The organism is Ancylobacter sp. G4_0304 (assembly GCF_047501495.1).
Taxonomy (GTDB): Bacteria; Pseudomonadota; Alphaproteobacteria; order Rhizobiales; family Xanthobacteraceae; genus Ancylobacter.
Map to the genome: position 1 here is coordinate 1 of NZ_JAZDRM010000045.1, position 21,240 is coordinate 21,240.

Sequence of the window (21,240 nt, forward strand, 5' to 3'; positions counted from 1 at the left end):
CCTCCGGGCCCGTCGCCCCCGCCGCCGCCGAGTGAGGGCCTCCCCATGAACACGCAAGTCATCACCGACCAGATGAACAAGGACTTCGTCCTCGCGGTGGAAGGCCTCACGGTCTCCTTCGACGGCTTCAAGGCGGTCAACGACCTGTCCTTCTATGTCGACGAGAACGAGATCCGCGTGATCATCGGCCCCAACGGGGCCGGCAAGACCACGGTGCTCGACCTGATCTGCGGGCGCACCAAGGCGACCACCGGCTCGATCCGCTTCAAGGACCGCGAGCTGACCACCATGAAGGAGCACGAGATCGTGCGCGCCGGGGTGGGCCGCAAGTTCCAGAACCCCTCGATCTATGAAGACCTCACCGTCTTCGAGAATCTGGAAATCTCCTATCCCAAGGGCCGCTCCGTGGTGGGCGCCCTCACCTTCCGGCGCGATGCCGCGGTAAAGGGCCGGGTGCAGGAAGTGGCGGAGACCATCTTCCTCGCCGACCAGCTCGACCAGCGCGCCGAATATCTCTCCCACGGCCAGAAGCAGTGGCTGGAGATCGGCATGCTGCTGATCCAGGACCCCGAACTCCTGATGCTCGACGAGCCGGTCGCCGGCATGAGCGTGTCCGAGCGCAAGAAGACCGCCGAGCTGCTCAACACCATCATCAAGGACCGCTCGGTGATCGTGATCGAGCACGACATGAAGTTCGTCGAGGACATCGCCCACAAGGTGACGGTGCTGCACCAGGGCAAGATCCTTTCGGAAGGCTCCATGGCCAAGGTCCAGGCGGACCCCAAGGTCATCGAAGTCTATCTCGGCCATTGAGGAAGGGCGGATCATGCTGAACGTCTCCGATCTGCACGTCTCCTACGGCGAGAGCGAAGTGCTCCACGGGCTCGACTTCAAGGTCGCCCCCAACGAGATCATCGCCATCATGGGCCGCAACGGCATGGGCAAGACCACGCTCATGAAGTCGCTCATGGGCATCGTGCCGACGAAAAGCGGCTCGGTCTCGGTCGGGGATTCCGACATCACCAGGCTCAAGAGCTATGAGCGCGTCGCCAAGGGCGTCGCCTATGTGCCGCAGGGCCGCATGATCTTCTCCACCATGACGGTGCAGGAGAACATCGAGACCGGCCTCATCCCGCGCGGCGCCACCAAGGTCCCGCCGGACCTCTACGAGCTGTTCCCGGTGCTGCTGGAAATGAAGGGCCGGCGCGGCGGCAATCTGTCCGGCGGCCAGCAGCAGCAGCTCGCCATCGCCCGCGCGCTCGCCACCGCGCCCAAGGTGCTGCTGCTCGACGAGCCGACCGAAGGCATCCAGCCCTCGATCATCCGCGAGATGGCGCGCACGCTGAAGCGCATCCGCGACGAGCGCGGCCTGTCCATCGTGGTCTCCGAGCAGGTGCTGTCCTTCGCGCTCGACATCGCCGACCGCGTGCTGGTCATCGAGAACGGCGAGATCGTCCATGAGGACCTGCGCGCCGATGTCGACGAGGCCAAGGTCGCCCGCTTCCTGTCGGTCTGACCGCCGGCTACGTTCTTCCGGCCCGGCAGATCCCGGTCCGGTTCCGCCTGCCCAACTGTGCCCAAGGGGGAAATGGAGTTAGCGATGCCTGAAACATTGATCTCGGTCGATCTTTCCAAGCCGGCCACGGAAAACGAGTTCCTGCACAATCGCTGGCACCCGGATATTCCGATCGCCACCTGGGTCGAGCCCGGCGCCGACTTCCTGGTCGAGACCGTCGACTGGACCGGCGGCGCGATCGCCAACAATGATTCCGCCGACGACATCCGCGACGTCGACCTGTCGACGGTGCACTATCTCTCCGGCCCGATCGGCGTGAAGGGCGCCAAGCCCGGCGACCTGCTGGTGGTCGACATCCTCGATGCCGGCACGCTCAAGGGCCATGAATGGGGCTTCAACGGCTTCTTCTCCAAGAAGAACGGCGGCGGCTTCCTGACGGACCACTTCCCGCTCGCCCAGAAGTCGATCTGGCATTACGAGGGCATGTTCACGCGCTCGCGCCACGTCCCCGGCGTCGGCTTTGCCGGCCTGATCCATCCCGGCCTGATCGGCACCCTGCCCTCGCAGAAGCTGCTCGACACCTGGAATTCCCGCGAGCAGGCGCTGATCGACACCAACCCGACCCGCGTGCCCCCGCTCGCGAACCCGCCCTTCGCCAAGACCGCACATCTGGGCAAGCTCGCCAAGGGCGACGCCTGGGACAAGGTCGCGGCCGAAGGCGCCCGCACCGTGCCGCCCCGCGAGCATGGCGGCAATTGCGACATCAAGGACCTGTCGCGCGGCTCCAAGATCTACTTCCCGGTCTATGTCGACGGCGCCGGCCTCTCCATGGGCGACATGCACTTCTCCCAGGGCGACGGCGAAATCACCTTCTGCGGCGCCATCGAAATGTTCGGGGCGTGGCTGCACATCAAGGTCGACCTGATCAAGAACGGCATGGAGATGTACGGGATCAAAAACCCGATCTTCAAGCCGTCGCCGATCACGCCGAACTACAAGGACTATCTGATCTTCGAGGGCATTTCGGTCGATGAGAGCGGCACCCAGCACTATCTGGACGCCAATGTCGCCTATCGTCAGGCCTGCCTGAACGCCATCGAATACATGAAGAAGTTCGGCTATTCGGGCGCGCAGGCGCACTCCATCCTGGGCGTCGCGCCGGTGCAGGGCCATTTCTCGGGTGTCGTCGACATCCCGAACTCCTGCGCCACGCTGTGGCTGCCCACGGAAATCTTCGATTTCGACATCAAGCCCTCGGCTGCCGGTCCGACCAAGTTCATTGACGGGTCGATCGACATGCCGATCTCGCCGGACCTTTGACCCCCCGTAATTGTCCGGTGCGCGGGACGGCTCAACTGCCGTCCCGCGGTTCTTGAGGAAACGCCCAAGGTCGGGGCTCAACAGCCCGAAGGAAAAACGCCATGCCCGTCTATGAATATATGTGCGACAGCTGCGGCGACTTCACCGAGCTTCGGCCGATGAGCGAATATCAGGCGCCCCAGCCCTGCCCGGATTGCGGGGCGATGGCCCCGCGCGTGATGCTCACCGCCCCCCATTTCTCCGGCCTCTCGCGCGAAAACCGCATCGCCCACTCCACCAATGAGAGCGCGCGGCATAATCCGATGAGCGTCGACGCCTATAAGGAGAAGCAGGAGCGCGTGAAGCACGCCTCGAACTGCTCCTGCTGCTCGGGCGGCATGAAAAGCCGCTCGAAGAAGAATCGCACCGCCACCTCGGCGTCGGGCGCCAAGAGCTTCCCCTCCGCCCGCCCGTGGATGATCAGCCACTGAGGGCGCGGCGTCCGGAAGCGCCGATGCGCCGACGTCGGCGCGTCCTTATTGGCCGATCGCGACGCCTTCCCGGCGCGGATCGGCGGCCCCGGTCAGCCCCTCCGGCGTGATCCCGATGGCCTGCACACCCGAGGTCATCGGCGCCTGCTTCACCGTGAAGCCGAGCGCCTCCAGAGCCGGAGCGAGGCGCACCGCCGCCGTCCCCTCCTCGATCTCCACCGCATCGAAGCGCGCCAGAACATTAGGACTGGCAATGGCTTGCGACAGGTCCATGCCCCAGTCGAGATGGGCGATCAGCGTCTTGGCCACATAGCCGATGATCTGGCTGCCACCGGGCGAGCCCAGCGCCAGAACCGGCCGCCCGTCCTTCATCACGATGGTCGGCGCCATCGAAGAACGCGGCCTTTTTCCCGGCTCCACGCGATTGGCAACCGGGACGCCATCGTCTTGGCTTTTAAAGGAAAAATCCGTCAGCTCATTATTGAGCAGGAACCCGCCGACCATCAGCCGCGAGCCGAAGGCGTTCTCGATGGTCGAGGTCATGGACAGCACATTGCCCTCCCCGTCCACGATGGAAATCTGCGTGGTCGAGGGCAGTTCCAGCGCGGAATCATCGGCATAATCAAGCCGCGCATGGTCCCATTTCGGGCGGCCGGGCGCGACTTCCGGCAACGCGTCGTCGCCGCGCAGCAGTTCACCGCGGCTTTTGAGATAGTCGTGCGCCACCAACCCCTTGGTCGGCATCGGCACGAAATCTTCATCCGCCATGTAGCGCCCACGATCGGCAAAGGCGAGGCGCGAGGCATCCGCAATCAGCCGCCACGCCTCCGGTGAATCCGGCCCCAAGCCCTTGATATCATAGGATTCCAGCATGCCGAAAATCTGCCCGAGCGTGAGCGCGCCGGAGCTCGGCGGCCCCATGCCGCAGACGTCATATCCGCGATAGGGCACGCAGACCGGCTCCCGCTCCTTCACCCGATAGGTCGCAAGGTCCTTCATCGCCAGCACCCCCGGATTGCCCGGCGCCCCGCGAACCGTGCGCACGATGTCGGCCGCGAGTTCGCCCCGGTAGAACGCACCGGCCCCCTCCCGCGCCAGCAGCCGCAACGTCGCGGCATAGGCCGGGTTCTTGAGCAAGCTGCCGGCCGCCAGCGGCGCGCCGTCGGGTGTGAAGAAATAATCGCGCGTCCCCGGCATGCGCTTCAGTCCCGCATCCTGCGCGATCAGCCCGGCAAGACGCGGCGACACCGAAAAGCCGTTCTCCGCCAGCGCGATAGCCGGATCGAACAGCCGCGCCCAGGCGAGCCGGCCATGGCGGCGATGCACGTCTTCCATGAGGCGCGGAATCGCGGGCGTCCCGACCGAGAGCCCGCCCACCACCGCCTCCATGAAGCCAAGCGGCTCGCCGGAAGCGTTCTGGAACAGCGTCGGCGTCGCCGCCATCGGAGCGGTCTCGCGGCCGTCATAGCTGGTGAGCCGGCCCCCAGCCTGGTCCCAGTAGACGAGGAACGCCCCGCCGCCGAGGCCGGAGGATTGCGGCTCGACCAGCCCGAGCACGAGCTGCGTCGCGATCATCGCATCGACCGCGCTCCCACCCCCGCGGAGCATCTGCGCCCCCGCCTGCGCCGCCAGCGGATTGGCCGCCGCGACCATCCAGTGCCGTGCGGTGACCGTGCCGGCCCCCGCGATCGTGCCGGCGGCCTCGGGCGCCTGCGCATCGGCGGCCTGCTGCGCGCCGGCTGGCGCGGACAGAGCCAGAAAAGCCAGCAGACATAACGCGCTAAGCCTCATTGTCTCCCTCCCCGCTCGCGCCAAACATGTCACACCGTAACGGGAAGTGAACGCGCGGTCTCTATGGGGGGATGACGTCGGCGCGAATCGGCGTAATCTGATGTTGTCGTCAACAATTGAAAGGAGGTGATCCAGTGTCTGATCGTCTTGATCTGCGGTCGTCGGTATCCGTGACCTGGACGCTTGCCTCTTTCGAGGTCCGTGCTGCGTGATGCGACAACGTCGCGCTGCCAATAGGCAGCACCCTGACCGGACCGCGGTCTGACATGGGAAGGGCTGTCCGCAAGGGCAGCCCTTCTTTCTTGGCTCAACGCTCCAGCCCTTCCGGAATACCTTGTCGAAACCGATCCTCATCTATATCGACGCCGATGCCTGCCCGGTGAAGAACGAGGCCTATCGCGTCGCCGAGCGTCACCGCCTCAAGGTGTTCCTCGTTGCCAACAGCTTCATTGCCACGCCCTATGGCCTCGATATCGAGCGGGTGATCGTCGAGGCCGGCCCGGACGTCGCGGATGACTGGATCGCCGAGCGCGCCGTCGAGGGCGATATCGTCATCACCGCCGACGTGCCGTTGGCCGCGCGCACAGTCGCGAAGGGCGCGGAAGTTCTGGCCCCCAATGGCAAGCCCTTCACCGCTTCCAGCATCGGCATGCAGCTCGCCACCCGCAACCTGATGCAGGATCTGCGCGAGGCCGGCGAGATCACCGGGGGACCCCGCCCCTTCGGCCCACGCGACCGCTCGGAATTCCTTCAGGCGATGGAGCGCGCGGTCATGCGGCTGAAACGAAAAGGCTTCCTTGGCGGTTGAAGGACCACGACGACACGACCCAAAGGATCACGCGCATGCTCCAGGCCTGCCTGAACGGCTCCCGCTCCAAGGATTTCCACCCGCATACCCCGTGTTCGGCCGCGGAGCTGGCCTCCGACGCCGCCGCCGCCATCGCCGCCGGGGCGAGCGAACTGCACATTCACCCGCGCGACGCCGAGGGCCGGGAAACGCTGGACGCGGCGATCGTTGCCGAGGCGCTTCAAGCCGTGCGCGCGCGGGTGCCGGGCGTGCCGATCGGGCTCTCGACTCATGCCCGCATCGCACCGGGCGGCGCCGGACGGCTGGCGGCTATGCGCGCCTGGACCGAGTTGCCGGATTACGTCTCGGTCAACCTTATCGAGGAGGACGCGCCGGAGGTGATTGCGCTGGCGATGGAACGCGGCATCGGCATTGAGGCCGGGCTGTGGTCGGCCGCCGATGCCGAGCGGCTGATCAGCCTGCCGCAAGCCCGTCAAATCCTGCGCATCCTCATCGAGATCAACGAGCAGGACGAGGCCGAAGGGCTCGCGGTCGCCGCGGACATCCGCAAGCTGCTGGCGGCCGCGAGCCTCGATGTGCCGGTGCTTCAGCACGGGCTAGACGTCACCAAATGGCCGCTCTACCGCGACGCGCTGCTGCGCGGTCTCGACAGCCGGATCGGCCTGGAAGATGGCAAATACCTGCCGGACGGCTCGGAAGCGGCGGACAACGCGGCCCTGATAAAGGCCGCTTTCGTCATGGCCCGCGTGCCGCCGAACCTCGCCCCGGAAGCCGCGCCAACGGTGGGTGGGGCCTGACGCCAGCCCCACTTCGGTCGCCTACCCCGAGTTGCGCAGCCCGGCCGAAATCCCGTTGATCGTCAACTGGATGCCCTGAAGCACCTTCTCGTCGGTGTCATTGGCGCGGTACTTCCTCAGCAGCCCGACCTGAACATGATTCAGCGGGTCGATATAGGGGAAGCGGGCGCGGATCGAGCGATCGAGCTGCGGGTTGGACGCCAGCAGCTTCTCCTGCTGGGAAATCTCCAGCAGCGCGTCGATCGACGCCTGATGCTCGGCGCGGATACGCCCGAAAATGCTCTCGCGCAGTTCCACATCCTCCACCAGCTGCGCATAGCGCGAGGCGATGGCGATGGAGCTCTTGGAGAGCACCATGTCCATGTTGGAGAGCTGGGTGCGGAAGAACGGCCACTCGCGGTACATTTCCTGAAGCAGCGGCAGCCCATCTGGGTTCTTCTCCAGCCATAGCCGCACCGCCGTGCCGAAGCCGTACCAGCCCGGCAGCATCAGCCGACACTGCGCCCAGGAGAACACCCAAGGAATCGCGCGCAGGTCGTCGATCCGCCGCGTCTTCTTACGCGAAGCCGGGCGCGAGCCGATATTCAGCGTCGCGATCTCGTTGATGACGGTGGATTCCCAGAAATAGTCCTCGAAGCGCGGGGTCTCGTAGACCAGCGAGCGATAGGCCGCGAAGGCGGCGTTGGAGAGCTCGTCCATCACGGTGAGGTACTTCTCGCGCGGAGCCTTGGCGTCGCCGGACAGCAGCGTCGCCTCGATGGTCGCCGCCGCCAGCGTCTCCAGATTGCCGCGCCCCACCGCCGGGTTGGAATATTTGGAGGAGATGATCTCGCCCTGCTCGGTGATGCGGATCGCGCCCTGCACCGCCCCGCCGGGCTGGGCGAGGATGGCGTCGTAGCTCGGCCCGCCGCCACGGCCCACCGATCCGCCACGGCCGTGGAACAGCCGCAGCCGCACGCCATGGCGCTTGAACACCTCGATCAGCTCGATCTCGGCCTTGTAGAGCTCCCAGCCCGAGGTGACGAAGCCGCCATCCTTGTTGGAGTCCGAATAGCCGAGCATCACCTCCTGCATGCCGCCTCGGCTTTCCACCAGCTTGCGGTATTCGGGCAGGCGGAACATCTGCTCCATCACCTTCGCCGAATTGCGCAGGTCACCGATGGTCTCGAACAGCGGCACGATATTTACCGCCGCGGTGCCGACCGGATCGACGAGGCCGACCTCCTTGAGCAGCAGCGCCAGCTCCAGCATGTCCGAGACGCCCTCGGCCTTGGAGATGATGCAGGTCTGGATAGCCTCGGGCCCGTAAATCCTGTGGATGCGGGCGCAGGTGCGCAGCATGTCCATCTCGCCCACAGTTTCGTCCGAGTAGGCGACGAAGGGCGAGGTGAGCGGGCGCGCCGTGGTCAGTTCGCGCAGCAGCAGCGCCACCCGCGTGCCTTCCGGCTGGTTCTTGTAGTCTGTGCCGGGCGCTGCCACCTCGAACAGCTCGGCGATGCAGCGCTCGTGCACATCCGAATTCTGGCGCGAATCCAGAATGGCGAGGTGAAAGCCGAAGCAATCCACGGCGCGGCGCAGGGCTCGCAGCTTGCCGCGCGCGATGGCGCCGGATTTGTGCAGCTTCAGCGAGCGGCCGATGATGTCGAGATCGGCGAGTAGCTCGGCAGCGCTGTCATAGGGCTTGGCCGCCGGCTTCTCGGTAATGCCGACCAGATCGGCCACTTCCAGCCGGAATGCCGTAGCGCGCACCCGCTCACGAATGCCGCCGGCGGCGAGGCGATAAGGCTCGTTGCGCCGATGCGGCGAGCCGTCGGGCGAGGAATCCACCAGCGCCAGCAATTCGTCGGAGACATCGACGCGGATGGTGCTGATCGAGAGATCGGCGCCCAGCGCGTGCAGCTCGTCGAGATAGAACTGAATGGCCACGGCGCTTTGCAGACGCATGGTCTGCGCCGTCACCTCCGCAGTAACGAACGGATTGCCGTCGCGGTCGCCGCCGATCCAGCTTCCCACGCGCAGGAACGAGGCGACTTCTGCGCCCTCCCCGCCCTCCAGCGCGGCGAGGCTGTCCTCCAGAGCGGCATAGAGCCGGGGCAGCTGGCGCAGGAAGGTGTAGTCGTAATAGGCGAGGCCGTTGGCCACCTCGTCGAGCACGGTCAGCTTGGTCTTGCGCAGCAGGTTGGTCTGCCACAGCGTCAGCACACGGTAACGCAGCTCCTCCTCGGCGTCGGCCTGTTCCTCGGGCGTGGGCGTCAGCCGGTCCCGCTCGGCCAGGATTTCCGCGATCCGCATCTCGTGCGTCATGGTCGAGCGCCGGCGCACCTCGGTCGGGTGGGCGGTCAGGACCGGGCTGGCGAGCGCGGTGTCGAAGAAGCGGCGAAGCCCGGCAATGTCGATGCCGGCCGCCAGCGAACGCTCCACCGCCTTGGCGATCGTCCCCGGCTGCGCGCCCTGGCCCGTGGCCGAAAGCTGGCGCTTGCGGCGGATGACGTGCTGGTCCTCGGCGATGTTGGCGAGGTGCGAGAAATAGGAGAAGGCGCGGACGATGGCGATGGTCTGGTCCGGCCCCAGCTCGCTGAGGATCGCCTCCAGCTCCTGCCGCGCGCCCTCGTCCTCCTCGCGGTGGAATCGGGTGGAGACGCGCCGGATCAACTCCACCAGATCGAAGGTCGGCTCGCCCTCCTGATCCCTCAGCGTGTCGCCGAGCACCCGGCCGAGCATGCGGATGTCGTCGCGCAGCGAGACGTCGGACTCGCCTTCCACATCGATCTCGGGTTCGGGGTGGGCGATGGTGAGGGCAAGGGTCATGGCGATACGCTCCCGTGGACTTAATAGGCAACTTAGCAATTAGCATGCCGTCGGGCAGACGGCCGGCTCGCCCGGACAGGGACCGGGATACCGGAACGGCAAAAAGTGAGGCCGCAGAGCCACACCCGGCCCTTTTCGCCTCTTTGCCCCACGGCCGCCGCGATTCTGAACGAAATCCCCGCGAACATGAACGGGTCGCTCAGCGATGATTCAGCGCAGTTCGTTCATAAACGTCTGCGCAAAATCGGTGATCCGGTTGTGCCTACCGCCTAAATGCCGGCCGTGCCGGCAAGTGACGAACGCGTACCGCGTATCAGGAAGGACAGTACGATGCCTACCCCCATGAACCGCGCCGAGGCCCCCATGCCGGCCGCGCTTCAGTCCAGCACCTCCAAGTTCATGGCCGCCCAGCGTCCGGCCGACGTGGCCACCTCGCCGGAAAAAAAGGTAGCCATGGCTGCGAACGCCCCGACCGGCTCCATCGCCGCGATTGAGTCGCGTCTCGGTTTCTGACTGGCCGCCAAGGCCCGCGACCGGACGGCGCCCACGGATTTGTGATGGCGCCGCGCGCCAGCCGTGCGAAGACTTTGCCGGGCTCCGGTCCGGCAATGCTGAGTTCCGCCGGTGACAAACGGGATAGGAGGCCCCATATCGCTTACGTAGCGGCATCAAGATTGCGCGCTCAATATGCGATTGGGAGAGACATGTTCAGGACTTTGCGTTTGCGCCCGGCCAAGGCAGAGCGTGCGGCGGGCGAGCATTGTGCCGCTGCGCGTGGTTCCGTGCGGCGGATCATCGCCCGGCTGGCGGTTGTCACCGCCGTGCTTATGGCCGGTAGCCTCATCGCCACCGATTTCGCCGAAGCGCGGCTCGGCCGCAGCGGCAGCATGGGCAGCCGCGGCGCGCGCACCTGGTCGACGCCGGCGCCCACCCCGACCGCGCCCAGCGCCCAGCCTATCCAGCGTTCCATGACCCAGCCCAGCGCAACCGCGCCCACCGCCGGCGCTCGCGCGCCCGGCGCCCAGACCGGTGGCTTCTTCAACCGGCCCGGCTTCATGGGCGGGTTGATGGGTGGCTTGCTCGGTGCCGGGCTGTTCGGTCTGCTCATGGGTTCTGGCTTCTTCTCTGGCCTCGGCAGCCTTTCCGGCATACTCGGCCTGCTGCTTCAGATCGCATTGATCGTGATCGTGGTGCGCCTCGTCATGGGCTGGATGCGCTCGCGCAACCAGCCGTCCTATGCCGGCGGGCCGCGCCCCGATCCCATGAAGCGTTCCGCGCTGGACGGCACCTCCACGCCCGGTTCCAGCGGCGGTGAGACTGCGGCGGCATCTACAGCACCGCGCGGCGGGTTTGGGTTCGGCTCGGCACCGCGCGGGCGTCCGCTGAAGCTTCAGGGTTCGGATTTCGATAGCTTCGAGAAGCTGTTGAGAGAGATCCAGACCGCCTATGGCGCCAATGACCGCGCCACGCTGGAGCGTCTGCTGACCCCGGAAATGGCCTCCTACATCGGCGACGAACTGGACGAACTGGCCCGCGACGGGCTGGAGAACCGGCTCTCCGACGTTAAGCTGCTCCAGGGCGACCTCTCGGAAGCGTGGAATGAGGGTTCCGCCGATTACGCCACCGTCGCCATGCGCTACGAGATGAAGGACGTGATCGTCGAGACCGCGACCGGCCGCGTCGTTCAGGGCGATCCGAACCGCGCGGAGCAGGCGACCGAGTTCTGGACCTTCACCCGCCCGCCCGGCGGCGAGTGGCGCCTGAGCGCTCTGCAGCAGGCCTGAGTTCCCCCTCAAACGCCCGCCCCCGAAAGGGCGGGCGTTCTTGCGACAGATCATCGTCAATCTTGGCGTTTCATTCCATAGTCGCGCTGCAAGCCGGTATCACGCCGGCGGGGAGAAAACGCCATGCCCATCCTCTTCGGACGCGTTGCGATCGCAGCGCTGATGTCGGGTTCGCTTGCCCTGTTACCGCTTGCAGCACAGGCCTGCACCTCCTTCCTGCTGACAGCGCAGGATGGCGGCAAGGTCTATGGGCGCACCCTGGAGTTCGGCCTTCCGCTGCACTCCAAGCTTCTCGTCATTCCGCGCAACTTCGCCATGAAGGGCACCGCGCCTGACGGCACCGGCGGCGGCGGTCTGGCTTGGACCGGCAAGTATGGCGTGGCCGGCGCCAACGGTCTCGGCCTGCCCATCATCATCGACGGCATGAACGAGCAGGGTCTCGCCGGCGGCCTGCTGTTCTTCCCCGGCTACGCCAAATTTCAGGATGTGGCGCCTTCGGAGGCCGGCAACTCGATCGCCTCCTTCGAGATGCTGACCTATATCCTGACCAGCTTCGCGACCGTCGCGGAGGTTCGCGCCAATCTGCCCAAGATCAAGGTGTCCAACGCGCCGCAGGCGACGTTCCAGGGCCTGGTTCCGCTGCACGTTACGCTGCACGACGCGGGCGGCAGCAGCCTCGTCATCGAATATGTCGACGGTCAGCTCAACATGTATGACAACCCGACGACCATTCTGACCAATGCGCCGGCCCTGCCTTGGCACCTCGCCAATCTCGGCCTTTATGGCAATCTTTCCGGGAAGGAGCCGGCCGCGCGCAAGGTCGGCGATCTGAACATCGCCGCGCCCAGCACCGGCGCCGGGCTGCACGGCATGCCCGGCGATTCGCTCTCGCCCTCCCGCTTCGTGCGTGCCTTCAATTTCGTGCAGAACATGCCCGTGATCCCGACCACCGCTCAGGCGGTGACGGCGGCCCGGCACATCCTCAATAATTTCGACATCCCGCCCGGCTCGGTGCTCACCGTGGCGGGCGGCGCCGGCGGCGGCATCGCTGGCTTCGAGACCACCGAATGGAGCGGCATCGCCGATCTGAAGAACCGCACCTACGCGATCTGGACCTATGCCAACGCCACAGCGCGCAAGCTCGACTTCGCGAAGCTCGACCTCGATGCCAAGGCGGTAAAATTCATCCCGCTCGACCAGCCGGCTGCCGACATCGACCTGTCGAAGTGAGCGGCCGACCCGCCGTCAGATCGGACGATGATCCAGAGGGTCCGGGCCGTAGCGGTTCGGGCCTTCCGTGCCCCGGCGCATGAACCAGAAGAAGATGACCAGCGCGCCGATGCCGGTGAGGCCGATCAGCAGCCACCATCCGCTGTGGCGCAGGTCGTGGAAGCGCCGCGCGCCGACCGCGATGGACGGCAGGGTCAACGCCAATCCGATAAGGGTGGTGATCGGCGTGAAGACCTGAATCTCCTCGTAGTGCATCAGGTAGAACTCGCCGAACAGCAAGGTGTCGACGAAGGTGGCGACCCAGTTCACCAGGATCGTGAACAGCACCCACCACCAATATTCCGAGCGCGGCGCGCGGCCGGAGAACGTAGCGTACTTGCCCAAAACGGATGAAACGGCACTGCTGAAAGTCATGACACGCACCCGGCACGCTGCACGGCCGGACGCGGCCGCCAGCAGCGAACATATTCCACTCCGCGACGTTGGGGAATGAGGCGAATTTGGGACTTCGGCGCCCACGGGCTAGAAGGTGTCCCGACCGACCGTTCCGCAACGGCGACTGGAGAGGTGAATGCCGATCGTCATCGAGGAAAACCCCGGCCCCGAAGTCCGCGCCCTGATCGACCGGGGACTGGACGCCTTCAACGACACCAAGGCCGGCCCGGCAGCCAAGCGCGAGCTGTGGGTGATCTCCCGCGGCGGCGAAGAGGGCGGCACCCAGGGCGGCCTGCGCGGCCACACCTATTATGGCTGGCTGTTCATCGACTGGCTGTGGGTCTCACCGGCCGCGCGCGGCGCGGGGATCGGCGCCAAGCTGCTGGCGGCGGCCGAAGCCGAAGCGCGGCGGCGCGGCTGTATCGGCGCCTATGTCGACACGTTCAGCTTCCAGGCGCCGGATTTTTACACCCGCCGTGGCTATGAGGAATTCGGCCGGATCGCCGACTTCCCGCCCGGCCATGCCTGCGTGTGGCTGAAGAAGGCGTTCGAGGCACCTCCCGCCGCCGCAAGCTGACGCACCCGCCGGGGCCATCTCTCTGGATCGGCATCCTTCGAGGCTTGGTGATCGTCCGGCGGTTCAGGATGACGGTGAGCACGGCGACGGGACAAATGCCCGCGTCGTCACCGCCCCTTGCGCCGGCCGCCGGGACGATAGCCCTTGGTCATCGGGTCGGGCCGCTCCGGCCGGGTCCAGCCTTCCGGCCCCAGTGGCTCCGCACGATCGGTGCCCGGTCCCATATCGTCGAGCGAGGGCTTGACCAGACGCGAGCGCGCCGGGGCCTCGCCGGAGTCGTAAGCCGCCTGCGCCTCGTCGGCCCGCGCCTGATGGCCGGAGGAGACGTGGCCGGGCGAGGAGCGCGACCCGGATTTTCCGCTCCCCTTGGCACCCCCCTTGCCGCCCCGTCCACTCTTTTCCGGCAGGTTGGCGGCGCGGCCATATTTGCGTTCGCCGCGATAGCCGCCCGTGCGGTCGTCGATCGCGTCCTGCCGCGCCAGCGGGTCATCGGAAATGGCGAGTTCAGTGGCCTGCAGCCGCTTGACCTCGTCGCGTAGCCGCGCCGCCTGCTCGAAATCGAGGTCGGCGGCGGCCGCGCGCATGCGCTTCTCAAGGTCGGAGATGACGGCGGCCAGATTATTGCCATAGGCTGCCGGCGCCTCGGCGAAGCCGCTGTCCACCGTCACATGGTCGCGCTCATAGACGCTGTTGAGGATGTCGCCGATCGCTTTGCGCACGCTTTCCGGCGTGATGCCGTGCTCGGTGTTCCAGGCGATCTGCTTGGCGCGGCGGCGTTCCGTCTCCGCCATCGCCCGCTCCATCGAGCCGGTAATGTTGTCCGCATAGAGGATCACCCGGCCGTCGACGTTGCGCGCGGCGCGGCCGATGGTTTGCACCAGCGAGGTCTCCGAGCGCAGGAAGCCCTCCTTGTCGGCGTCGAGGATCGCGACCAGCCCGCATTCCGGGATGTCGAGTCCCTCGCGCAGCAGGTTGATGCCGATCAGCACATCGAAGGCGCCGAGCCGCAGGTCGCGGATGATCTCGATGCGCTCGATGGTGTCGATATCCGAATGCATGTAGCGCACGCGGATGCCGTTCTCGTGCAGATACTCCGTCAGATCCTCCGCCATGCGCTTCGTCAGCGTGGTCACCAGCGTGCGATAGCCCTTGGCCGCGACCTGACGCACCTCGCCCAGCAGGTCGTCGACCTGCGTGCGGGCGGAGCGCACCTCGACCGGCGGGTCGACCAGCCCGGTCGGGCGGATCACCTGCTCAACGAACACACCGCCGGTCTGCTCCATCTCCCATTTGCCAGGGGTGGCGGAGACATGGACCGTCTGCGGGCGCATCGCCTCCCATTCTTCGAAGCGCAGCGGGCGGTTGTCCATGCAGCTCGGCAGGCGGAAGCCATATTCGGCCAGCGTTGCCTTGCGTCGAAAGTCGCCGCGATACATGGCGCCGATCTGCGGCACGGTGACATGGCTCTCGTCGCAGAAGATCAGCGCATTGTCCGGCACATATTCGAACAAGGTCGGCGGCGGCTCGCCGGGCAGGCGGCCGGTGAGCCAGCGCGAATAGTTTTCGATGCCGGCGCAGCTACCCGTCGCCTCCATCATCTCGATATCGAAGGTGCAGCGCTGCTCCAGCCGCTGCGCCTCCAGATAGCGCCCCATGGCATTCAGCTCGTCCAACCGCATCTTCAGCTCGGCCTTGATGCCCTGGATGGCCTGGATCAGCGTCGGGCGCGGCGTCACGTAATGCGAATTGGCATACAGCTTGACGAACTTCAGGTCCTGCGACTTCTGCCCGGTGAGCGGGTCGAACTCCTGGATGCTCTCCACCTCGTCGCCGAACAGCGACACCCGCCACGCTCTGTCTTCATAGTGCGCAGGGAAAATCTCGATCACATCGCCGCGCACGCGAAACGTGCCGCGGCCGAAATCGGCCTGGGTTCGCTTGAACTGTAACGCCACGAGGTCGGCGAGGAGCTGGCGCTGGTCGACGCGCTCGCCCACCGAAATCTTCAGCGTCATCGAGGCATAGGTCTCGACCGAGCCGATACCGTAGATACAGGACACCGAGGCGACGATGATCACGTCGTCGCGTTCCAGCAGCGCCCGCGTCGCCGAGTGGCGCATGCGGTCGATCTGCTCGTTGATCGAGGATTCCTTCTCGATGAAGGTGTCGGTACGCGGGACGTAGGCTTCCGGCTGATAATAGTCGTAATACGAGACGAAATACTCGACCGCGTTGTCCGGAAAGAAGCTCTTGAACTCGCCATAGAGTTGCGCCGCCAGCGTCTTGTTCGGCGCCAGCACCAGCGCCGGGCGCTGCAGGCGCTGGATGACATTAGCCATGGTGAAGGTCTTGCCCGAGCCGGTGACGCCCAGCAGCACCTGGTCGCGCTCGCCTTCCTGCGCCGCCTTGCACAGCTCCTCGATCGCCTGCGGCTGGTCGCCATTGGGCGTGTAGTCCGACTTCAGCTCGAAGCGGACACCGCCCTCGGATTTCTCCGGGCGCGACGGGCGATGCGGCACCCACACCTGATTGTCGACCTCGGCGCGACCGCTCTCGATCAGCGCCGAGAGCGCGGCGACGGTGGCGGAGGCGCCCGATGTCGGCGCCACGCCGAGCTTCTCGGCGAGGACGGGATCGAGCGTGGCGGAGGTCGCGGGTTCGAAGGCGCGCTGAGAGCGCTCCCCGAAGCCGCCGGGACGTGCAGCTTTGGCCATGCCCGGAATATGGGGTGGAAGGGCGCCGGTGGGAAGAGCCGCAGAAGGCTGTGAACTTCACGCTTTCAACCGTTGATTGAAATGCGAATCGATGCGCCAATCACAGAGACTTCACACCAGCATTCCGGGGCAACAATGGGCAGGGCGCACAGGTTCGTGGTGGCGTTTGCGTTAGCGTTTACGGTATCTGGATGTGGATATTTCAAGCAGGAGTTCAACAATCGTGGCGGCTATCTGGATTATGTCTCGGACAAATACTGGATCCGTGCCGACACCAAGAAAATGAGAGTGCTGCGTGCCTATGTGGTGCAGGGGGCGCTGGTGCGCATCGGCGTTACCTCACCGCGCGGGGCCAAGGATCGAACCATCATCGCGACGCGCGCATCGCAGGCGAACACCTCTTATGCCGCCGCCTATTCCTGCGCCTATCGTGATACGGCTGCGCTCGAAGCACAGAAACAAATCACCACGCAGGTGGTCGCGAATAGATCGGCATATAACGAGGCGGTGAGGCTGTACGGAGAGACAGCGCCGGCAACGGTCAATGCCAGGTCAGCCTGGGAAAGCGCCAGCAAAAAGTACAACGAGCACGACCCCACCGGTTGCGTGTTCTTCGACGACCTCATGGTCGCCTGGCAAGCAGACCTGTTCAGCCTCGCCCTCGCCTCGCTCTCGATGGAGGACGGCGAGTCCTTCATCACCAAGGTGGTCAGCGGCGGTCTCGATCCCGTACAGGCGCTTATCCAGATTGGCGAGCAAGCGTTTCAATTGCAACGGGAAGTCGGGGCGGTGTACCGGGACTCGATTGAACTGGAAGTTCGCGTGTGGCTGGACGACCCCAAGATCAACGATGAACAAACCGCGCGTCTGCGTGACATCTTTGATAGTGGCGCCGAGGACCTGGCGGCCTGGAAAGCCGAGCTCGCCTACCTGAACGGACGTTCCCTGGAAGCGACAACCGGCGGCACGTCGGCGCCCCCGCCATCAGTGCCCACCGCCATCGCACCGCTCGGCCGGCCGGCCCAGACTCCCAATCCGCGCCCGGTGGCATATCCGACGCCGCGACCATCGCATTTCAAGATGGTCGCCGAGATGATCAAGCGAAGCTGCGCCGATCTCGGCATCCCGCCCGGCTCATTGCTCAACAGTTGCTCGGCACCTGACGGAGAGCTTCTTGCCGGCACCGATTTGGAACCGCCCCCCGTAGGGAAAAAGAAAGAAGATAAGGAAACCACCGCGCTCACCGAGACGAGGAATGCGGCAACTGAAGCCGCGAAGACGATGACCGGAATCGGCAAGGCCGGAGCGACCTAAATTCGTCTCGCCGGCATCAAGCTTAATAAATAAGCAAATATGGGGCACACGGCCAACGAAACTCCCTATGCTCTACAACAAATAAATTATATATAACAGTATCTTAGTTCACCATTTCCTTTGGCACACCTGATGCATGCATCAATGCATGCAATGGCAAAATGCTTGCCTCGGGGAGATGCCCATGCCGGATAGCCTGCTTGCCGCCGAACCTTCCCCACTCGCCTTCGATCCGACGCGCACCGCGCTCGTCATCATCGATATGCAGCGCGACTTCCTGGAGCCGGGCGGTTTCGGCGAGACGCTGGGCAACGACGTCTCGCTGCTTCAGGCCGCCGTTGGGCCGTGCAAGGCCGCGCTCAAGGCCGCCCGCGCCGCCGGCATGCTGGTCATCCACACCCGCGAGGGCCACCGCCCGGACATGATGGACGCGCCGCCGGCCAAGGTCGAACGCGGCGAGCCCAAGGCGCGCATCGGCTGCGCCGGTCCGATGGGTCGCATCCTCATTCGCGGCGAACCCGGCCACGACATCATCGCGGAGCTTTATCCCACTGAGGGCGAGCCGGTGCTCGACAAGCCCGGCAAAGGCGCCTTCTACCAGACCGACCTCGAACTGATGCTCAAGAACCGCGGCATCGACACGCTGCTGGTGTGCGGCGTCACCACCGAGGTCTGTGTCCACACCACGATCCGCGAGGGCAATGACCGCGGCTATCGCTGCGTCGCGCTCGCCGATTGCTGCGCCTCCTATTTCCCGGAGTTCCACCGCATAGGCCTTGAGATGATCAAGGCGCAGGGCGGCATCTTCGGATGGGTTTCGGATTCCTCGGCGCTGATCGCCGCGCTCGGCAACAAGGCCAAAGCTGCCTGATCACGCCTTCGCCTGCCGCGTGCGCGTCACATCCATAACGAGGGGAAGAACTTCATGTCCGACAATGAGATGACCCCCATATCGCCGTCCCGCATGGGCATGCGGCCGACGATCTGGACCAAGGGCGACTGGAATGCCCTGTTCGGCTTCGGAACCAACATCCTGGTCAACATGCTGGTGCTGACCGGCCTACTGCAATTCGTGCTGAAGATGCCGCCCGACATCGTGTTCGGCCGCATTTTGCCGGCGGTCGGGCTGATGATGTTCCTATCGACCGCCTACTATGCCTTCCTCGCCTTCCAGCTCGCCAAGAAGACCGGCCGCGACGATGTGTGCGCCCTACCCTCCGGCATCAGCGTACCGCACATGTTCGTGGTGGTGTTCGTCATCATGCTGCCGATCGGCGCCGCCACCGGCGACCCGATCCAGGGCTGGGAAGCCGGCCTCGTCTGGGTGTTCTTCCAGAGCTTCATCCTGATGATCGGCGGCTTCGTCGCTCCCTACATCCGGCGCATCACCCCCCGCGCGGCCCTGCTCGGCACGCTGGCGGGTGTCTCCATCGCCTTCATCTCGATGCGCCCGGCTTTCGAAATTTTCATGACGCCGGTGATCGGCCTCACCTGCTTCGCCATCATCATGGTGAGTTGGTTCGGCGGGGTGAAATATCCCAAGGGCATTCCCGCCGGTCTGATCGCCATCGCGGTCGGCATGATCATCGCCTGGGGCTCGAACATCTTCGGTCTCGGCTATGGCGGCATGAGCGTGGAAAAGCTCGGCGCCTCCTTCGCCAATTTCGGCTTCTCGGTGCCGCTGCCGGCCTTCGACCATGTGTTCCATGGCTTCAACTATCTCGGCGTCATCCTCGTCACCGCGATCCCGTTCGGCATCTACGACCTCGTGGAAGCCATGGACAATGTGGAGAGCGCCGAGGCGGCAGGCGACCACTACCCCACGACCCGCGTGCTGAGCGCGGACGGCGTGGTCAGCCTCATCGGCTGCCTGATGGGCAACCCGTTCATCAACGCGGTCTATATCGGCCACCCCGGCTGGAAATCCATGGGCGGTCGCATCGGCTATTCCGCCGCCACCGGCCTGATGGTGATCATCCTGTCATGGTTCGGCATCATCGCCGTGCTGCTGGCGCTGATCCCCGTCGTCGCAATCTCGCCGATCCTGCTATACATCGGCATGCTCATCGGCGCGCAGGCGTTCCAGACCACGCCCTCGCGCCATGCCCCGGCCGTCGTGCTGGCGCTGACCCCGCACCTTGCCGCCTGGGCCAAGCTCCTGATCGACAACGCGCTCGGCATGGCCGGCAGTTCCGCGGCCGCGATCGGCATGGAGAAGCTCGGCGCGGTCGGCGTGCTCTATCACGGGCTGGAAATCATGGGTGGCGGCGCCATCCTGGTGGGTCTCGTGCTGGGCGCCATCGGCGTCTTCGTCATCGACCGCAAGTTCACGCAGGCCGCGGCCTTCGCGCTCGCCGGTGCGGTGCTCACCTTCTTCGGCTTCATGCATGGCGAGACGGTCGGCGTGGCGGTGCAGCCGGGCGTCGCGCTGTCCTACGTACTCGTCGCCGGCTTCCTGTTCGGCTGCGCGAAATATGCGGTCGTGGACACGGTGCCGGACGATGTGATGCTGGAGGGGGCTCACCCCGCACCGGCGGAATAGCTGCTCCCAGATCGAGACGAGCGAGCGGGCGCGGTCACCACGGGGAGGCCGCGTCCTTTCTCGTTCGCGGCTCCTCCCGCCACACTGGCCATTCTCCCGACATCGAAGCTGTGCTCTCATCGCCGCCCGCGCGCCGGCGCCGCCGGCCTGCGCAGTCAAGAAGGAGGCACACCATGTCGGTCCTGAAGAAGGGGCTCTCCGGCGAGCCGGTAAAGATCCTGCAAGCCAAGCTCGGCGTTCCCGCCGACGGCCGGTTCGGCCCCAAGACCGAGGAGGCGCTGGAGGCCTATCAAAAGGAGCACGGGCTCAAGGTCGACGGCATTGCCGGCCCCGACACCTTCGCCGCGCTCGGCCTTTACGAACTCATCCTGCTCAAGGTCGGCACCTCCGGCGAGACGGTGACGAAGCTGCAATCCGCGCTTGGCATCGCCGCCGACGGCAAGTTCGGCGCCGGCACCCAGAAGGCGGTCAAGGACTACCAGGCCAAGAACGGCCTCGATGCCGACGGCTTCGCCGGGCCGGCGACGCTCGCCAAGCTCGCCCTGTTCGCGCAGATCACCCCCGCCGTGGTCGCAAAGGCGCAGATCACACCCGAGGCCGCGAAGGAAGCCGGCGTCACCGAGGCATCCGTCGCCGAAGCTCCCGCCCGCTCGATCTGGGCGACCATCAAGAGCTTCTTCAACTGATCCGGCAGAACGGGGTTCGGTCCCGACCGGGCCCCGTTCTTGCTATGCTTTCCGCATCGCCTCTGTTTGGAACGTGCCATGTCCTTCCTCCTGCCCATCGACCTCGCCACCCTCGGCGCCCCGGAGGAGACTGCTCCCCTGCCCGAGCGCATCGTCTCGGGCGATCCGCGGCACCTGACCTGGAATGCCGAGACGCTGCCGGACGGCGCGCTGTTCGCCGGCATCTGGGAATCCTCTCCCGGCGCGTGGCGGGTCGACTATGAGGAATGGGAGTTCTGCACCCTTACCGCCGGTGTCTCGATTCTCCACGAGGACGGCGAGGCACCGGTCACCCTGAAAGCCGGCGACAGTTTCGTGATCCGCCCCGGCTTCAAGGGGGTGTGGGAAGTGGTCGAGACCACCCGCAAGCTCTATGTCATCCGCCTGATCTGAGGCGGCAGCACATTAC

Annotated in this window: 19 protein-coding genes; 15 read left to right on the forward strand and 4 right to left on the reverse strand. The window is 65.6% G+C overall.

Annotated features, from left to right (window positions below):
• The first annotated feature begins 45 nt into the window (after positions 1-45).
• The 4 genes from urtD to VRZ77_RS19430 all read left to right on the forward strand — a co-directional run bounded on the left by urtD (position 46) and on the right by VRZ77_RS19430 (position 3,306).
• The gene (urtD, locus tag VRZ77_RS19415) at positions 46-813 is read left to right on the forward strand and encodes an urea ABC transporter ATP-binding protein UrtD (RefSeq protein ID WP_414594225.1); all 768 of its coding nucleotides are present in this window, start codon (positions 46-48) and stop codon (positions 811-813) included.
• 13 nt (positions 814-826) lie between these two features.
• Positions 827-1,516, forward strand: coding sequence for an urea ABC transporter ATP-binding subunit UrtE (gene urtE / locus VRZ77_RS19420; protein ID WP_414594226.1), 690 nt, complete (start codon positions 827-829; stop codon positions 1,514-1,516).
• 84 nt (positions 1,517-1,600) lie between these two features.
• Positions 1,601-2,836 carry a formamidase gene (gene fmdA / locus VRZ77_RS19425; protein WP_414594227.1) on the forward strand — a complete coding sequence of 412 codons (1,236 nt, stop codon included), beginning with the start codon at positions 1,601-1,603 and terminating at the stop codon, positions 2,834-2,836.
• 101 nt (positions 2,837-2,937) lie between these two features.
• Positions 2,938-3,306 carry an FmdB family zinc ribbon protein gene (locus tag VRZ77_RS19430; protein WP_414594228.1) on the forward strand — a complete coding sequence of 123 codons (369 nt, stop codon included), beginning with the start codon at positions 2,938-2,940 and terminating at the stop codon, positions 3,304-3,306.
• 45 nt (positions 3,307-3,351) lie between these two features.
• Here the strand turns inward: VRZ77_RS19430 and ggt are convergent, their stop codons facing one another.
• Positions 3,352-5,097, reverse strand: coding sequence for a gamma-glutamyltransferase (gene ggt / locus VRZ77_RS19435; RefSeq protein ID WP_414594229.1), 1,746 nt, complete (start codon positions 5,095-5,097; stop codon positions 3,352-3,354).
• Between the two features lie 334 nt (positions 5,098-5,431).
• On the opposite strand from ggt, the gene VRZ77_RS19440 reads away from it, so the two are divergent.
• A complete protein-coding gene (locus VRZ77_RS19440) occupies positions 5,432-5,905 on the forward strand; it encodes a YaiI/YqxD family protein (RefSeq protein WP_414594230.1) in 474 nt (157 codons plus the stop codon).
• Positions 5,906-5,940: 35 nt separating this feature from the next.
• The gene (locus VRZ77_RS19445) at positions 5,941-6,702 is read left to right on the forward strand and encodes a 3-keto-5-aminohexanoate cleavage protein (protein ID WP_414594231.1); all 762 of its coding nucleotides are present in this window, start codon (positions 5,941-5,943) and stop codon (positions 6,700-6,702) included.
• A gap of 21 nt (positions 6,703-6,723) precedes the next feature.
• Here VRZ77_RS19445 and ppc read toward each other — a convergent pair whose 3' ends face one another.
• Positions 6,724-9,510 carry a phosphoenolpyruvate carboxylase gene (gene ppc, locus VRZ77_RS19450; protein WP_414594232.1) on the reverse strand — a complete coding sequence of 929 codons (2,787 nt, stop codon included), beginning with the start codon at positions 9,508-9,510 and terminating at the stop codon, positions 6,724-6,726.
• Positions 9,511-9,852: 342 nt separating this feature from the next.
• Here ppc and VRZ77_RS19455 point away from each other — a divergent pair, with 342 nt between their 5' ends.
• From VRZ77_RS19455 to VRZ77_RS19465, 3 genes are all read left to right on the forward strand, one after another.
• Entirely contained in the window at positions 9,853-10,023 is a 171-nt protein-coding gene (locus tag VRZ77_RS19455) for a hypothetical protein (protein ID WP_414594233.1), read from the forward strand.
• A gap of 191 nt (positions 10,024-10,214) precedes the next feature.
• Positions 10,215-11,294, forward strand: coding sequence for a Tim44 domain-containing protein (locus tag VRZ77_RS19460; protein WP_414594234.1), 1,080 nt, complete (start codon positions 10,215-10,217; stop codon positions 11,292-11,294).
• A 123-nt stretch (positions 11,295-11,417) separates the two neighbouring features.
• A complete protein-coding gene (locus tag VRZ77_RS19465) occupies positions 11,418-12,524 on the forward strand; it encodes a linear amide C-N hydrolase (protein WP_414594235.1) in 1,107 nt (368 codons plus the stop codon).
• A 15-nt stretch (positions 12,525-12,539) separates the two neighbouring features.
• On the opposite strand, the gene VRZ77_RS19470 is transcribed toward VRZ77_RS19465, so the two are convergent.
• Positions 12,540-12,938 carry a DUF805 domain-containing protein gene (locus VRZ77_RS19470; protein ID WP_414594236.1) on the reverse strand — a complete coding sequence of 133 codons (399 nt, stop codon included), beginning with the start codon at positions 12,936-12,938 and terminating at the stop codon, positions 12,540-12,542.
• Between the two features lie 157 nt (positions 12,939-13,095).
• Here VRZ77_RS19470 and VRZ77_RS19475 point away from each other — a divergent pair, with 157 nt between their 5' ends.
• Positions 13,096-13,536, forward strand: coding sequence for a GNAT family N-acetyltransferase (locus tag VRZ77_RS19475; protein WP_414594237.1), 441 nt, complete (start codon positions 13,096-13,098; stop codon positions 13,534-13,536).
• A 107-nt stretch (positions 13,537-13,643) separates the two neighbouring features.
• Here the strand turns inward: VRZ77_RS19475 and uvrB are convergent, their stop codons facing one another.
• Positions 13,644-16,250 carry an excinuclease ABC subunit UvrB gene (uvrB, locus tag VRZ77_RS19480; protein ID WP_414594238.1) on the reverse strand — a complete coding sequence of 869 codons (2,607 nt, stop codon included), beginning with the start codon at positions 16,248-16,250 and terminating at the stop codon, positions 13,644-13,646.
• A gap of 156 nt (positions 16,251-16,406) precedes the next feature.
• On the opposite strand from uvrB, the gene VRZ77_RS19485 reads away from it, so the two are divergent.
• The 5 genes from VRZ77_RS19485 (at position 16,407) to VRZ77_RS19505 (ending at position 21,224) form a co-directional block, all read left to right on the forward strand.
• Positions 16,407-17,564, forward strand: a complete 1,158-nt coding sequence (locus tag VRZ77_RS19485; protein ID WP_414594239.1) for a hypothetical protein — start codon at positions 16,407-16,409, stop codon at positions 17,562-17,564.
• A gap of 178 nt (positions 17,565-17,742) precedes the next feature.
• Entirely contained in the window at positions 17,743-18,435 is a 693-nt protein-coding gene (locus tag VRZ77_RS19490) for a cysteine hydrolase family protein (protein ID WP_414594240.1), read from the forward strand.
• A 54-nt stretch (positions 18,436-18,489) separates the two neighbouring features.
• Entirely contained in the window at positions 18,490-20,106 is a 1,617-nt protein-coding gene (locus VRZ77_RS19495) for a regulator (RefSeq protein ID WP_414594241.1), read from the forward strand.
• Between the two features lie 173 nt (positions 20,107-20,279).
• On the forward strand, positions 20,280-20,792 hold the full coding sequence (locus VRZ77_RS19500) for a peptidoglycan-binding domain-containing protein (RefSeq protein ID WP_414594242.1): 513 nt from the start codon (positions 20,280-20,282) through the stop codon (positions 20,790-20,792).
• A gap of 78 nt (positions 20,793-20,870) precedes the next feature.
• Positions 20,871-21,224, forward strand: a complete 354-nt coding sequence (locus tag VRZ77_RS19505) for a cupin domain-containing protein (RefSeq protein ID WP_414594243.1) — start codon at positions 20,871-20,873, stop codon at positions 21,222-21,224.
• Positions 21,225-21,240: the final 16 nt, after the last annotated feature.

Coding starts and splice junctions, on each gene's coding strand:
- urtD (WP_414594225.1), top strand. CDS start 46: ATGAACACGCAAGTCATCACCGACCAGATGAACAAGGACTTCGTCCTC.
- urtE (WP_414594226.1), top strand. CDS start 827: ATGCTGAACGTCTCCGATCTGCACGTCTCCTACGGCGAGAGCGAAGTG.
- fmdA (WP_414594227.1), top strand. CDS start 1,601: ATGCCTGAAACATTGATCTCGGTCGATCTTTCCAAGCCGGCCACGGAA.
- VRZ77_RS19430 (WP_414594228.1), top strand. CDS start 2,938: ATGCCCGTCTATGAATATATGTGCGACAGCTGCGGCGACTTCACCGAG.
- ggt (WP_414594229.1), bottom strand. CDS start 5,097: ATGAGGCTTAGCGCGTTATGTCTGCTGGCTTTTCTGGCTCTGTCCGCG.
- VRZ77_RS19445 (WP_414594231.1), top strand. CDS start 5,941: ATGCTCCAGGCCTGCCTGAACGGCTCCCGCTCCAAGGATTTCCACCCG.
- ppc (WP_414594232.1), bottom strand. CDS start 9,510: ATGACCCTTGCCCTCACCATCGCCCACCCCGAACCCGAGATCGATGTG.
- VRZ77_RS19455 (WP_414594233.1), top strand. CDS start 9,853: ATGAACCGCGCCGAGGCCCCCATGCCGGCCGCGCTTCAGTCCAGCACC.
- VRZ77_RS19460 (WP_414594234.1), top strand. CDS start 10,215: ATGTTCAGGACTTTGCGTTTGCGCCCGGCCAAGGCAGAGCGTGCGGCG.
- VRZ77_RS19465 (WP_414594235.1), top strand. CDS start 11,418: ATGCCCATCCTCTTCGGACGCGTTGCGATCGCAGCGCTGATGTCGGGT.
- VRZ77_RS19470 (WP_414594236.1), bottom strand. CDS start 12,938: ATGACTTTCAGCAGTGCCGTTTCATCCGTTTTGGGCAAGTACGCTACG.
- VRZ77_RS19475 (WP_414594237.1), top strand. CDS start 13,096: ATGCCGATCGTCATCGAGGAAAACCCCGGCCCCGAAGTCCGCGCCCTG.
- uvrB (WP_414594238.1), bottom strand. CDS start 16,250: ATGGCCAAAGCTGCACGTCCCGGCGGCTTCGGGGAGCGCTCTCAGCGC.
- VRZ77_RS19490 (WP_414594240.1), top strand. CDS start 17,743: ATGCCCATGCCGGATAGCCTGCTTGCCGCCGAACCTTCCCCACTCGCC.
- VRZ77_RS19495 (WP_414594241.1), top strand. CDS start 18,490: ATGTCCGACAATGAGATGACCCCCATATCGCCGTCCCGCATGGGCATG.
- VRZ77_RS19500 (WP_414594242.1), top strand. CDS start 20,280: ATGTCGGTCCTGAAGAAGGGGCTCTCCGGCGAGCCGGTAAAGATCCTG.
- VRZ77_RS19505 (WP_414594243.1), top strand. CDS start 20,871: ATGTCCTTCCTCCTGCCCATCGACCTCGCCACCCTCGGCGCCCCGGAG.